Here is a 12,288-nt window from a genome sequence, read left to right on the forward strand (position 1 = left end):
TCGAGACGTTGGTTGCTGCAGCACCACCCGGAACACAGAGTAATTTCTATAGGACATCCGCCGGTGCCGAGATCGATCTGCTCCTCACGCCACCGGGCGGCCGTCCCTGGGCCATTGAAATCAAGCGTAGTCTGTCGCCAAAGCTCGAGAAGGGCTTCTATCTTGCGTGCGAGGACCTGAATCCGCTACGGCGCATAGTCGTCTATCCCGGACAGGAGATCTTCCCGATGAAGGAGGATGTGGAAGCAATGCCACTGTCAGCGTTAGGGACCGCCTTGGCAGAACTCGCCTAGGGGATTGATATACCCGGTCGGCCAGACCGGAGGACGCAATCCAGCGCTTTCTTCCTAACGGCACCGAGTTCTTTGCGGACGATCTCTCCGACGAAGAGCAGAAGCTCGTATGGGCAACCCATTATGCGCCTGTTTACGATCTCTTTCATCAGCAGAAGCTCAGCGCCGATAACATCGCATGGCGGTCAAAGCCGAGTTGGTACGTTCTCGCGACGAAAGACCATACCGTCCATCCCGACCTGCAACGCTGGGTCTCGAAGCGCATGGGAGCCGCGATCACCGAGGTGGAGAGCAGCCACGTGCCGATGCGCTCTCAACCCGACGTCGTCATCGATGTAATCTGCAAGGCTGCCGCCGCGGTTCAAAAAGCCTAACGCCGAGCTCGATCAAATCCTGAAAACGCAAGAGACCGATCACCGTCGGCCTCTTGCCTTCGCAAATGTGACGGGAAAACGAACTGCAGGGCGACTGGACCGCTGGCAGCGACATACCAGATTCCCGTTATCGACAAATTCAGTCGCGCCGAAAAGATGGAAATTTCAGTTAACGGTTGTGACCGGTTTGGGGCCGTAAGTCCCCCGCACACGATACATGTGTTTGCTATTAGGCGTTCGTCTGCCAAACTGATGTCTCAGTCCTTCCCGAAAACTACAATTTCGACGGCCACCGTTGGTGGGCATGCATGACAGTGATAATTTCGATGTGCCCGCTGACACGATACGGAATGATGTAGGGGATATCCGCGAGGACCACTTCACGGGTCCCCTTTATGCGCCCCGGTCGCCCGCTTGCCGGCAATTCGGCAAGCATATCCACGGCCGTTACGATCCTGGCAACCACCCGCGCTGCCGCATCGGGGTTCTCCTTCTCGATATGAGCCCCGATTTCCTCAAGCCGCCGCAACGCTCGAAGCGTCCAACGAACGTGCTTCCTGCTCATGATTGACGGGCAGCTGTCACGTACTTCTCAACGACCTTTGCCACGTCTTCGTCACTGGCAAATTCACCGCGATCGGCCTCTGCCAGTCCGGCCTCGATCTCCGCAAGCTGCCACTCCTGCAGCTCGACGAAAGCTTCAATAGCCTCGGCGGCCATATAGGCACGGGATCGATCCAGCTTTTCTGCGATCTGATTGAGCTTGCTCGCGGTTTCATCCGAAACGCGCACGGTAAATGCTGCGGTCATGGCTCTCACTTCGTTAGTTCACTATAATTATTTGTGAACCAACCTGGTTCGTCAAGGTTCTCATGGTGAGAGAGGCCTTAAAATCACCGTCGGACTGGAAGTTTTGTGCAGCCATTGCGGTCTCTCTACAGTCTATTTTGTGACCCACTGCCAAACTTAAGCCTTCCTTAGAAGCCGTTGGCTACCGTCTCCGTGCGGAACGAAGCAGGAGCTTGTTCGCGCCAACCCAGGAGATGGTCTTGAAGAATTCGTACCGTGCCTTTCGTGCATTGATCGTTGTCGCGCATATTGCTTCTCCCTTTGCCGGAGTTCACTCTGCCTTCGCGGCAACCCCGCCGGCCGCCCATGCGAAATCCGGGCCAATGATATCCAAGGCGCTCGATGCGCTCCTGCTGCCGATCAACAAGGGCGTGATCAAGAAGTTCAAGCTCGACAAGGGTGCGCATGGTGTTCTGGTGCTTTCCGTCAAGCCCGGCGGCGTTGCCGACAAGCAGGGGATCAAGCCAGGCGACGTTCTGGCTGAAGTTCAGGGCCACAAGATTCATAAGCCAATCGACGTCGATGTCGCCGTGCGCCGCCAGTTGAAGGCCGGCCATTCCGACACGTCCTTCAGCGTCGCTCGTGGCGGGGCCGTGGTCGCCGTTGCTGCGACTATCACACTCGAATCCTACAACGAGGCAATCGCGGTCAGCGAGGTCTCCAGCTGGGAGACTGACACGACGGTAAGCTCGTCATCCTACGAGGAATATGTTTCCTCCGAATCGACGGAAATCGAGACGGCCGAAGAGAGCGAGGAGGCGACGGTCGAAGAGGACCTGACCCAGGACGAGTCGGCTGATACTGATTCCAGCGACGATGCGGACGATAGCAGCGACGACAGCTCGGACGATTCGGGTGATGAGGGCGATGGCGACTGAATCCAGCCGACGTGACGGCGAGAAGCGCTTGTCTCCGGCAATTTCGACAAACGAACCTGGCCAGTCTTCAGTGACTGGCCAGGTTCGTTTCCTGCCCTGTTGAGAGCGGCAGCTAGAATCGTGGGTCCCGTCCCTTTACGGGGACGGACCCCCGATTGGCGTGTTCGCGCAGCTCGAACGCGACATGGTCGTAAAGCGCACCAAAGCAAGAGTGGCAGCAGCGCGAGAGCGCGGTAAGATTCCTGGCCGTCGCTCGCCGATGACAGTAGAGAAGCGAGCTGAATTGCGGGCCAAACCAATCTTTGCGACAAGCCCAGATCGCCTCCACGACCGAGCGCATATTCGTTGTTCTCGGTTGCCCGCCACTGCGTGCCAGTGGGATCAGAGGATCGATCAACGCCCATTCCCGGTCCGTCAAATCACTTGAAAAACGAAGTGCGTCTCGGTTATGCTCACGTCGAGCAATAGTAGTCCAAGCCATCGCAAACCCCATTTTGATTCAGCACCAAAGAGAATCACAACCTGCCGTTATCGCGCAACTACTTTTAAATCAGGCTCTCAGGGACAGGCTCTGCCTGTTCTGAATTCACTCAAAGAGGATTTTCCATGATCCATGAAATGCGCATCTATACGTGCTTGCCCGGCAAGCTGACAGCGCTCCAGGAGCGTTTCGAAACGGCGACGCTGGCGATCTGGGACCGGCTCGGCATCCGCCCCCTCGGTTTCTGGACGACGATGATCGGGCCTTCCAGCCACGACCTCATCTATTTCCTCGAATGGCAATCGCTGGAGGAGCGCGAGCGGAAATGGGCGGAATTCCTGGCTGATCCGGCCTGGAAGGAGGCTAAGGCAAAGAGCGAGGCTCCGGGTCAGATCGTTGCCAATATCGCCAGTTCGATCCTGCAGCCGACTGGATTCTTCCGCCCCCACATCTCCGTCGAGGCCGATGGCTGAAGACGGATAGAAGATTGATGGGCCTGTCGCAAATTCGGATCCTTATCTGTATATTGCCGATATGACGAGCAAATCGCGCTCCTGATATTGAGGAGCGTATCAATGATGTCGAATGCCATTGCCGAGAAGCTGAAGCGCCAATCGAGGGATGATTTCAAGGGTCGACATTTCGAGGCATGGCTGATCGTGCAGGCTAGAAACGGCTCAAAAATCCCACGGGCATATGAGGTCGAGACCCGTCGTTTCGAAGTCTTTGAGATTGCGAGTAGCAAGCCGTCCGCCGTTTACTCGAGCGATTGCAGCGATCATTCCATCGGGTGCTGACATCGCGCGTCCTCGACGGACCGCCTCGCCCATGATTTCCCCGTATGCAAGCGCGGCTTCTTCCATCAGCCCGAATATGCGGTCGGCAAACCGACGACGCCACTCTGCCAGCCCCTGCTCCAGACGATCTGCGCGCTGGTCCGGCCTGATCTTTTGGATGCCGAAAGCGATCTCCGCGATGGTCACCGTAGGTAGGGCCAATTCAGCATCGTATCGAATTAGCCACGCCATGACGGCATCGCTCGGAGCTTTCCTCAACGTCTCGGAAACAACGTTGGTATCGAGAAAAATCAAAGGTCGATCCCCGTATGAGGATGACGGTTTTCACGGATGACAGCTTCCAGATCCATGTCCGTGGCGGCTTGCGCGTTAACACGCGAATAGAAGCTCGACGCAGGCTCACGCCCCGCCTCGCGCGTCTCGTAGGCTTCGAGCGCACGTTCGACGACCTCGGCAATCGAACGATTTTCGCGGCGAGCCAGCCTGTGTGCCAGATCGCGCGCTTTGGAGCTTCGGACAGAAAGTTGTGGTGCAGCCATTGTGGTCTCCTTCCAGAAAGATATAGGGCAAGCAAAATATGCCATCAAGATGGCAGAAGCCGGCTTGCCATCAAGAATGCAGAATGGCCGGCAGGGCCGTGAGCGGTGACGGCCGGTAGAGGTCGGCTAAAATCCACCACGATGGCGTCCTCGGCCCTGAAGCGATGGATCGCGCAGGCGTCGATCGAAAGCGGCCCAATCTTCCGCAGGATTGACCAATGGGGTAACATCAACCGGCGGGACAGACGCCGCAATCGGTCAATCTGATCCTGAAAAGCAGGTGCGAGTAGGCTGGATTGGACCCGACGCAGTTTTCGGCACACGGGCTGCCCTCCTGCTATCTGACCGAGGCGGCAGATCGTGGCGTGCCCTTGCCGGAGGCCATGCAGCAGTCTCTGCACAAATCGGTGATGCAAGCTGCGCACTATCATAACGATGCCGAACGAAAGATCGAGCGGGACGCGCGGTTGCTTATATAGGCCAAGCAATATCAGCATTAACGAAAATCCGCTTACTCAAACTTATCTTGCTCAAAGGGAAGCAGCTCACACATACCACCAGAGTTGCCAGCCATTGTTGAGGCACTCGAACGAACACGGCTGGAAGCGATCGCTAGTGGTGCACGGCGGTACCTTTCATTAACACAACCTCGCCGCAACCACTTGCCTGCTAAATTTCGTTACGCTAAAATTACGCGACAATTAGTTGTATTTTTTGCGGGCTGCATTAATGACTGCTAACGATCTTACCGATCCCGCATGATCTGGAACCACCGCATCACGCGCGTCACCGTCGGTCTCCTGCTGCTGGCACTTGCAGTTGTCGTTTCATTGCCAGCAATCACCGGCTACACCAGTCGCGACGGCACCGTGAACGCACGCTTGGCTTTCGTTAACGCTCCTATCGACGGTGTGATTTCGGGAGAACCTGCCAAAGTTGGTGCTCCGGTCAAAGCCGGCCAAAGCCTGGTCGAAATTAGCAATCCGCGTGTGAACCGCGCGGTGCTTGTCTCGCTGGAAGCGGAGCGCAATACGGCGCGCGACCGGATTGCCGCTCTGAAGAAGGAGCGTGACGACCTCTCGCAGCTTCGCGAACAATTGGCCGATCGTTTGGAAATCTTCAAGCAGGCCACGATTTCGAACCTTGAGCGCGAAGTTGAGATCCTGCGAAAGAGAGTTGAGGTTTCACAGGCGCAGGACCTCGCCGCGCAGGTGGACCTCGACCGCCGGATGGAGTTGGAATCCAAAGGGATTCTCACACAGAAGATGGTCGATGCGGCACGCGCCGCCGGCGCCGCAACCGGAGGCGAAGTCACGGTCAGTAATCTTACTGTTGATCAATTGCAGCAGCGGCTCAATGCCGTTCGACAAGGCATTTTTGTCTTCGGCGACGGACAGAATGACGTCCCCTATTCAAAGCAGGGCCAGGACGAGGTGATCGTACACATCAGCGACCTGAATTCACGCATAGCCGAAAATGAAACGCGAGCCACGGAGGTCGAAAAGCAGCTGACTGAGGAAGGCATCCATGTCAGCAGCCTCGAATCTGCATCCGCAACAGCGCCATTCGATGGTGTCGTTTGGAGCAGAAACATCGTCAACGGCTCCAACGTCGTGCTTAACAGTGAGCTGATGCGAATCTTGGACTGTCGGGAACTTCCGTGAAATAGAGAGGCAGCAGACCGAACCAAAGATAGACGATCGGGATGAGAAGGATCATCAGGCGGACCAGATACTGCACCAGCCATGAGGCTGGCAGGAACATGATGCGCTGAAAGAGCGATAGCCCTGGGCCGCGCAACGGGCCATTGTGTAGATAGAGTGTTTGAATGCCCCCCTGACACCAGCGCTCACGCTGAACGAAATAGCCGGTCAAATTTTCCGCGGCGAGCCCCATTGACAAACGTTCGTTTAAATAGCGTGTCTTATACCCTTTGTTGAGCATCGAAAGAGTGGTCAGCAGGTCCTCAGTGATGGACTCCGTTGGAAAGCCGCCGATCGCATCGACCGCCTTGCGCCTGGCGATTGAACATGAGCCACAGCAGAAGCTGACATCCCAGCCATCTCTGCTTGGCGCGATTTCATCGAAAAATAGGCGCTGTTCGTCCGGCCAGATGTTCTCAAGCCCCAGATTCGTCTGCACCGGATCGGCATTGAAAAAGTGTTGAGGTGTCTGGACGATGCCAATGGTCTCGTCGGAAAAGAACGGCAATGTCCGGCGCAGAAAGTATCCCCGATTATGTCTCCTACCAGGTCCCGCTCCTGACAGCCTACTTCCTTCTCATGCTTTGGATAACACCAACACGGTATCTGCCTGTAATTTCCAGCGCCGTTGGAACATTTGCGACGTTTCGTATGCTGCCGACCGTCGTGTCAAGTCTGATTAGGCCTTTCGGCAAACCGTTCAGGGTGACGCCGAAAGGCAGCGGTAATGAAGCAAATCAGTTTGATAGATACACCTTTGCTTGGATCTCAGGCTTAATCACCATCACCGCCCTCGGGCTGATGATCGATATCGTTCCGGAAACGACGCAAATTCAAGCCGAGTTTTCGCCGATAGCGGCATTTTGGGCTGGTATCAACATCGTCGTTCTGGTCATCGCGTCACTAATCTGCTTCGAGAAACCGCAACGGTTGTTTCAGGCGTTCAAATTGGACGAGCCTGCGGTGGTGGACGACGTCCCCGGCCGGCTCGTCAGCCTGGCGCTTGATAAAGCAGTTATAGCGGTTCCGGTCGATTCACGATTTGAGTCAAAATTGGTCTCGCTGCACCTGGAGGGTTTTACACCTTTCAAAACGGAACTAAAGCAGGTCACACAGCGGCGCCGGAGCATTAGTCGGCACGGCGACAGACAAGCTTACTATCTCCACTTGCACTTTGATCTCGACGGCGCCATTCGAGACGCAATGATCGTGAAGCTTTACACGGGTCAATATTCGCAGGACATTCGCGACATCGACAAGGTCGCAGTCTCCGTCAATCTGCTGTCGCGCTCCTTCGGTCGAACGCGCACATTTTAGCCCTGACCCGGAATCCCGGCTGCATGCCGTCCGATCAGATTTGGAAAAGGTCTGTTTGGTCAGAAATTGGTCCGTCGATCACGGCTTCTGGCGACCGCGCTCCTTGCGGTGCAGGTTCGGCTTTTACCTCGCGCATGTAGTCCTGCCAAATACGCGCCTGCATCCGCCCCACGGCCAGTGTCCATTCGACCACCAATTGCAAAGATTGACATTCGGCTTTGCTTACGAGCCAACTCGAAACGATTTCGCTTGCCTGGCCGCCTGAACGCCGATGATGCGCCAAGGTTGACGGGCGCCTTGCCAAACTGAACGGACGCATAAGCGCTGGTGGGTTCAGAAATCGCGCCGCGTACCGCCTGCCGTTTTGTCATAAAACATGCTTTCAAAGGATCGTATTCTTACGCATCTCGCATCTGCACTATTCAGGTATCGATAGTGAGCCAACTAGATGCGATGAGTCGCCATGTCAGTCGGCCGGGATCGCCGGAAATGCCTGGTTTTCCGGGATTCTATGGTGATTTCGCCCGGGATGACCGGGCTCCCCAAGAGTTGGAAGAGGACATGATCTCTTCAAAGCTGCTCTCTCAAGGAGGACGGCTCCCGGCCCTTAGCAGGCACTTCCTCTTCGAGTGGACTTGGTCCGCCCGTCAGTTAGACGTTCTTCAAAAAACTCAGGATTGCCTCCGAGATTTCCTTCGGTCGTTCTTGTTGAAGCCAATGGCCAGCTTCGGGGATGACATGTGATCCTCGCAAATCGGAAACCAGCGCCGGCATCCCTGCAATAATCTGGTCCATCCCGGGAATGCTGAGACCAGTGTCCCTTTCGCCGATCATGAACAGGGCCGGAATATTGACGGTTTGACCAGACGTTGCGTGCTGCAACTCCCAATTTCGATCGAGGTTGCGATAGTAATTCAAGCCACCCCGGAAGCCTGATGTCTTGAAGTCCTTGACCAATCGATCGAAGTCGAGGGCAGGCAGCCAGCCTGGCAACGTCGCCGGCTCCGGCAGGTCTTCCAATAGCCCAGCGGATCGCGAGACCATTCCAAACGGATTTGGCGTGCGGTCACCGGGCAAACGGGGGCCGGCTTCACTGCTGGCCGCGAAGATCAGCTTGCGCAGCGTCAGGTCGACATCCCTACCGAATTCGGCTTCAGCTCCATCAGGGTCCTGAAAATACAAGGTATAGAACAGGCTTTTGTCATCCTGGGGGAATATCCTCGAAGGTGGCGCAGGCGGCTGGCCCATCATCGGCACGCTCAGGGCGACAACGGCGCGGAACCTATCGGGCCGCATGAGCGCGGCCTGCCAGGCAATTGTCGCACCCCAGTCATGGCCGACCAACACCGCTTGCTGTTCGCCAAGCGCATCGAGAAGCGCCACGAGGTCACCGACTGCGTGGAAAACGGTATATTGGTCCGGATGCGCCGGAGCTTGGGTCTTTCCGTATCCCCTCATGTCCGGTGCAACAGCACGATAACCGGCCTGCGCAAGGGCCTCGATCTGGTGGCGCCATGCATATTTTGTTTCGGGAAAGCCATGGCAGAAAAAGACGAGCGGACCTTCGCCAGCTTCAACGATGCTCATACGGATGGTGGCTGTCGAAATTTCGGTCTCTTTCATGGGAGCCTCCTGGCTGGATGCCCGTCTGGCAGAACCGTTAACAGCGATTTGGGCTGCCAAGGCAATAAAAGTTCGGCGGTGCATCAGATTGCTTCTCTTTGTGTAACTGTATGTGTTACACATAATGGTTGAAGTCAAGATACTGTAACCAAAACAGTTGCAGAAAGAGGCGTTATGAAGAGTGATGGTCGCCTGGCCAGAATGCTGCACGTGCTGGTCCATATGGGATTGCTCGGAGGCCGGGAAACGTCGGAGCGGATTGCGCAAATGCTCAACACGAATCCGGTCGTTGTTCGCCGCACGCTTGGGGCCTTGCGCAAACACGGCATTGTCGAATCGGAAGGTGGCCGTGGCGGCGGATGGAAGCTGACCCGCTCGCTCGCGCAAATCACTGTATTGGATGTGCAAAAGGCCTTGCTCGAAGGGCAGATGCTACCCGCGCCATTGTCGAGCGATCATCCCAATTGCCCCGTTGAACGCGCCTCGAACGCCGTTCTAGAACATGCCCATAAACTTGCCGAAGCTGAATTAGAAAAGGCTTACATGGCAACAACACTGGAGCACATCGCTAAAACAGCCGTCTCGAAAGTGTGAGCCAAGTGGCGCTGATAACGCCCGCTTCTGGCGCATTCCGGTCAATCAGAGAGATTCCACTGATCCTCGCACGTAAGAAAGTGTATCACTACAACGAAATCGATTCCGCTTAACGAAGCTGATCGACATGCCATCTTTGGCCGCAGAGACTATATTAGATGTGTGAATTTCGAGCTGGAGACCCAAATCGTCTCCGAACCGCAACTCTCCGTGCGCAGCGCCAAGGCCCGGGATTTGGCGCACGCGCTGGCCAAACGCACTGGCCAGCCGATCAACAAGCTGGTCGAGCAGGCGTTGGAGCATTTTGAACTGGAATTGCGGCAGTCGACGGCGCGCAAGCCGGAGGATGTCCTTTGGGACCTGATGGCCGAAGGTCGCCGCGCGGCTCCTGCCGGAGCGACACCGGTGCACGACGACTTTTATGACAAGAACGGCTTGCCAATATGATCGCGCTCGATACCTCGATCATTCTGGCGATGTCCTTGACAGAGCCGGAGGCTGAAACATTCAAGTCAATCGTCGTTCGGGAATCATCACCATCGGGTGGCCGACGCTCTGACAGGCAGAGGATTTCCAAATGCAGCGGCAATCATAGCTCAGCTCGTCGAGCTGTCCAATGTCAGCGCGGTCACCTTCGGCGAAAGGCACTATCACGCAGCCGTGCAAGCCTTTGAACGGTTCGGAAAGGGACGCCATCCGGCGGCATTGAACATGGGCGACTGCTTGTCCTATGCGGTCGCCGCGGTCGCCAAGGCGCCGCTGCTGTTCAAGGGCAATGATTTCGGAAGGACCGACGTGAAATGCCACCCGGCGTCAACCGGCCAGTGAGCGGCGAATCAACGGTATCACTCCTACAGCGCGCTGAAGAACTCGACTCGCTTGACGCCATCCTTCCCTTCGCCCGCCGTGATCAGTTGGCCATCCTCCTGACGGACGAGGACGTCGCTACCCTCAAACACCTGGCCAAGGAGGGCATGGGCGACAACACGTTAAAGGCGCTTACCTCCGATCTCGGCTATCTCGAAGCCTGGTGCCAGCTGGCGACGGGCTCCCCCTCCCCTGGCCGGCGCCGCAATCGCTGCTGCTGAAATTTATTGCCCATCACCTTTGGGACCCGGCCGAGCGCGCCGAAGATCCGACCCACGGCATGCCAGCGGAGGTCGAGACGGGATTGCGTGTCCAGGATTTGTTGCGCGTGGACGGTCCGCATGCGCCCGATAAGGTGCGGCGTCGCCTGACCTCCTGGTCGATCCTGACGCGCTGGCGTGGCCTGACCGGAGAATTCTCGGCGCCATCGCTGAAGACCGCGTTGCGACTGGCCGTTCGGGCCGCACCGCGGCAACGCCGCCGCAAGAGCAAAAAAGCAGTGACCGGCGATGTCCTGGCAAAGCTGCTGGTCACCTGTGACGGCGAGCGTCTGGTCGATCTCCGCGATCGCGCCCTGTTGCTAACTGCATTCGCCTCTGGCGGCCGCCGCCGCTCGGAAATCGCCGGCCTGGGCATCGTGGATCTGGTCGACGAGGAGCCGGTGCATGCCGATTCGAAAGATGCCGCCTCCCCTGTCGTCCCCTGCCTGACCATCAATCTGGGCCGCACCAAGACGACGACGGCCGAAGACCGAGCCCAGGTCGTTCTGATCGGCCGGCCGGTCATTGCCCTGAAACAATGGCTTGCGGAAGCCGAAATCGACACCGGATCGGTGTTCCGTCGCATTGATCAATGGGGCAATATCGATCGGCGGGCGCTGACGCCGCAGTCGGTCAATTTGATCCTGAAGAGGCGTTGCAACTAGGCTGGCCTGGATCCGGAAATGTTTTCGGCCCACGGGCTGCGGGACCCTCTTACGCGAACCGGACCGCCGTCCTCGCGCGAGCCTTCGCCGCTACCTTCTCGCGATCCCGAGGGGGTTGAGAAGTTTCCAGCGAGTCGAGCAGCTCGCGAGCACAGGCGGCGATCGAACTAACCGCTCGCGCGAACGCGACCTCATTGCGCTTCGACGGTCTGGTCGCTCCGCTCACCTTGCGTACGAACTGGAGAGCGGCATCATGAATCTCCTCGTCCGTTGCTGGCGGATCAAAATTGAACAGAGGTTTTATGTTTCGGCACATGACTTGCTCCCGGTCATCTTCTGTAGGCACAGAGTGGGGTGGCCAGCATAGAAGGCTAGACGCGCAAGCGCTATTTGCAACCACTCCGGGGCTGAACACTCCGCATCGCGAGACGGCGAGGAACTACTTTCGGCTTGTTGCCGTTGCCAGCTTCATCAGCGTCGCCGAGCCGCGGGTCTACAAATCACTGGCGTAAGCGAGACTTTTAGTCCCGCGCGAACTCTAATTCTATCATGACGCTAACAATATGACGTTCTCGCCAAATAACTTTGGAGAGCGCATCCCAACTTTGGAGACCAATAGTAGTCAGGCACGAACAGCCACCGATCACCAACTGAAACGAGGGCCGAAAGACCCATAGTAACCTGGTTGCGACCCGCTCGGATCTAACTGGTTGTCCCGCCGCACTCTCTCTGCCCATCGCCGACGGGCGGCCGCTTTGTCTTTGTCGTTCACGGAACCTGTTGACTTGCTTGCGGTTACTTGAGCCGACTGGCCTCCAGCCCTGCCGACTGTTGAGCAAGAGGCTAAGCAAGCAACCGAAAAAACAATCAGAATGCCAAAGGCAACTGGCCTCATGACCCCGTATTGGATCGGCTGCAAAGACATTTTCACCGCCCTTCTTTGACAATCTTGAACCGCGCCGGGTTTGCCGGAGGCCGTTTGGTTTAAGTTATGCGGCCATGGCTGGCGCGTCCAGCATGGCATAGTAACGTTCTTCGGCTTCGGCAG

The 12,288-nt window shown here is 56.9% G+C and carries 11 protein-coding genes and 9 pseudogenes; 12 read left to right on the forward strand and 8 right to left on the reverse strand.

Annotated features, from left to right (window positions below):
- Positions 1-293, forward strand: a 293-nt coding sequence (locus tag PY650_RS34910; RefSeq protein ID WP_490390938.1) for a DUF4143 domain-containing protein, incomplete at its 5' end; no start/stop codon positions are given.
- A 50-nt stretch (positions 294-343) separates the two neighbouring features.
- Positions 344-667, forward strand: a pseudogene (locus PY650_RS34915) (alpha/beta hydrolase); the annotation flags it as partial.
- A 274-nt stretch (positions 668-941) separates the two neighbouring features.
- Here the strand turns inward: PY650_RS34915 and PY650_RS34920 are convergent.
- Both PY650_RS34920 and PY650_RS34925 read right to left on the reverse strand, forming a co-directional pair.
- Positions 942-1,232: a type II toxin-antitoxin system RelE/ParE family toxin gene (locus PY650_RS34920; protein ID WP_285884615.1), complete on the reverse strand. Its 291-nt coding sequence runs from the start codon at positions 1,230-1,232 to the stop codon at positions 942-944.
- Complete coding sequence (locus PY650_RS34925; RefSeq protein WP_285884617.1) at positions 1,229-1,477, reverse strand: CopG family ribbon-helix-helix protein; 249 nt, start codon at positions 1,475-1,477, stop codon at positions 1,229-1,231. The genes PY650_RS34920 and PY650_RS34925 overlap by 4 nt, the downstream gene beginning before the upstream one ends.
- A gap of 233 nt (positions 1,478-1,710) precedes the next feature.
- Here PY650_RS34925 and PY650_RS34930 point away from each other — a divergent pair, with 233 nt between their 5' ends.
- Positions 1,711-2,394: a PDZ domain-containing protein gene (locus PY650_RS34930; RefSeq protein WP_285884624.1), complete on the forward strand. Its 684-nt coding sequence runs from the start codon at positions 1,711-1,713 to the stop codon at positions 2,392-2,394.
- Between the two features lie 316 nt (positions 2,395-2,710).
- Here the strand turns inward: PY650_RS34930 and PY650_RS34935 are convergent.
- A pseudogene (locus tag PY650_RS34935) lies at positions 2,711-2,875 on the reverse strand (transposase); the annotation flags it as partial.
- Between the two features lie 125 nt (positions 2,876-3,000).
- Between PY650_RS34935 and PY650_RS34940 the strand changes: the two are divergent.
- Positions 3,001-3,348 carry an NIPSNAP family protein gene (locus tag PY650_RS34940; protein ID WP_285884618.1) on the forward strand — a complete coding sequence of 116 codons (348 nt, stop codon included), beginning with the start codon at positions 3,001-3,003 and terminating at the stop codon, positions 3,346-3,348.
- Positions 3,349-3,450: 102 nt separating this feature from the next.
- Positions 3,451-3,543: pseudogene (locus PY650_RS34945) on the forward strand (IS6 family transposase); the annotation flags it as partial.
- A 9-nt stretch (positions 3,544-3,552) separates the two neighbouring features.
- On the opposite strand, the gene PY650_RS34950 reads toward PY650_RS34945, so the two are convergent.
- Together PY650_RS34950 and PY650_RS34955 are read right to left on the reverse strand one after the other, a co-directional pair.
- A complete protein-coding gene (locus PY650_RS34950; protein WP_285884619.1) occupies positions 3,553-3,966 on the reverse strand; it encodes a type II toxin-antitoxin system VapC family toxin in 414 nt (137 codons plus the stop codon).
- Positions 3,963-4,211, reverse strand: coding sequence for a type II toxin-antitoxin system VapB family antitoxin (locus PY650_RS34955; RefSeq protein ID WP_285884620.1), 249 nt, complete (start codon positions 4,209-4,211; stop codon positions 3,963-3,965). The genes PY650_RS34950 and PY650_RS34955 overlap by 4 nt, the downstream gene beginning before the upstream one ends.
- A 120-nt stretch (positions 4,212-4,331) precedes the next feature.
- Here PY650_RS34955 and PY650_RS34960 point away from each other — a divergent pair.
- Both PY650_RS34960 and PY650_RS34965 read left to right on the forward strand, forming a co-directional pair.
- A pseudogene (locus PY650_RS34960) lies at positions 4,332-4,690 on the forward strand (site-specific integrase); the annotation flags it as partial.
- 279 nt (positions 4,691-4,969) lie between these two features.
- Positions 4,970-5,869 (forward strand): annotated as a pseudogene (locus PY650_RS34965) (HlyD family secretion protein); the annotation flags it as partial.
- On the opposite strand, the pseudogene PY650_RS34970 reads toward PY650_RS34965, so the two are convergent.
- Positions 5,859-6,440, reverse strand: a pseudogene (locus tag PY650_RS34970) (glycosyltransferase family 2 protein); the annotation flags it as partial. The pseudogenes PY650_RS34965 and PY650_RS34970 sit on opposite strands and share 11 nt — an antisense overlap.
- Between PY650_RS34970 and PY650_RS34975 the strand changes: the two are divergent.
- Positions 6,440-7,231, forward strand: a pseudogene (locus PY650_RS34975) (Curdlan synthase); the annotation flags it as partial. The pseudogenes PY650_RS34970 and PY650_RS34975 sit on opposite strands and share 1 nt — an antisense overlap.
- Positions 7,232-7,882: 651 nt before the next feature.
- Here PY650_RS34975 and PY650_RS34980 read toward each other — a convergent pair.
- Positions 7,883-8,854: an alpha/beta fold hydrolase gene (locus PY650_RS34980; protein ID WP_285884625.1), complete on the reverse strand. Its 972-nt coding sequence runs from the start codon at positions 8,852-8,854 to the stop codon at positions 7,883-7,885.
- Between the two features lie 174 nt (positions 8,855-9,028).
- Here PY650_RS34980 and PY650_RS34985 point away from each other — a divergent pair, with 174 nt between their 5' ends.
- The 4 genes and pseudogenes from PY650_RS34985 to PY650_RS35000 all read left to right on the forward strand — a co-directional run.
- Entirely contained in the window at positions 9,029-9,448 is a 420-nt protein-coding gene (locus PY650_RS34985; protein WP_285884621.1) for an RrF2 family transcriptional regulator, read from the forward strand.
- Between the two features lie 162 nt (positions 9,449-9,610).
- On the forward strand, positions 9,611-9,895 hold the full coding sequence (locus PY650_RS34990) for a type II toxin-antitoxin system VapB family antitoxin (RefSeq protein WP_285884622.1): 285 nt from the start codon (positions 9,611-9,613) through the stop codon (positions 9,893-9,895).
- Positions 9,892-10,276: pseudogene (locus PY650_RS34995) on the forward strand (type II toxin-antitoxin system VapC family toxin). The gene PY650_RS34990 and the pseudogene PY650_RS34995 overlap by 4 nt, the downstream one beginning before the upstream one ends.
- Positions 10,249-11,237, forward strand: a pseudogene (locus PY650_RS35000) (integrase); the annotation flags it as partial. The pseudogenes PY650_RS34995 and PY650_RS35000, both read left to right, overlap by 28 nt.
- A 52-nt stretch (positions 11,238-11,289) precedes the next feature.
- Here PY650_RS35000 and PY650_RS35005 read toward each other — a convergent pair.
- Positions 11,290-11,556, reverse strand: a complete 267-nt coding sequence (locus tag PY650_RS35005; protein WP_285884623.1) for a DUF2277 domain-containing protein — start codon at positions 11,554-11,556, stop codon at positions 11,290-11,292.
- Positions 11,557-12,288 lie beyond the last annotated feature (732 nt).

Origin of the sequence: Martinezella calliandrae, from assembly GCF_030272695.1 — a bacterium.
GTDB classification, from domain to species: Bacteria; Pseudomonadota; Alphaproteobacteria; order Rhizobiales; family Rhizobiaceae; genus Rhizobium; species Rhizobium calliandrae.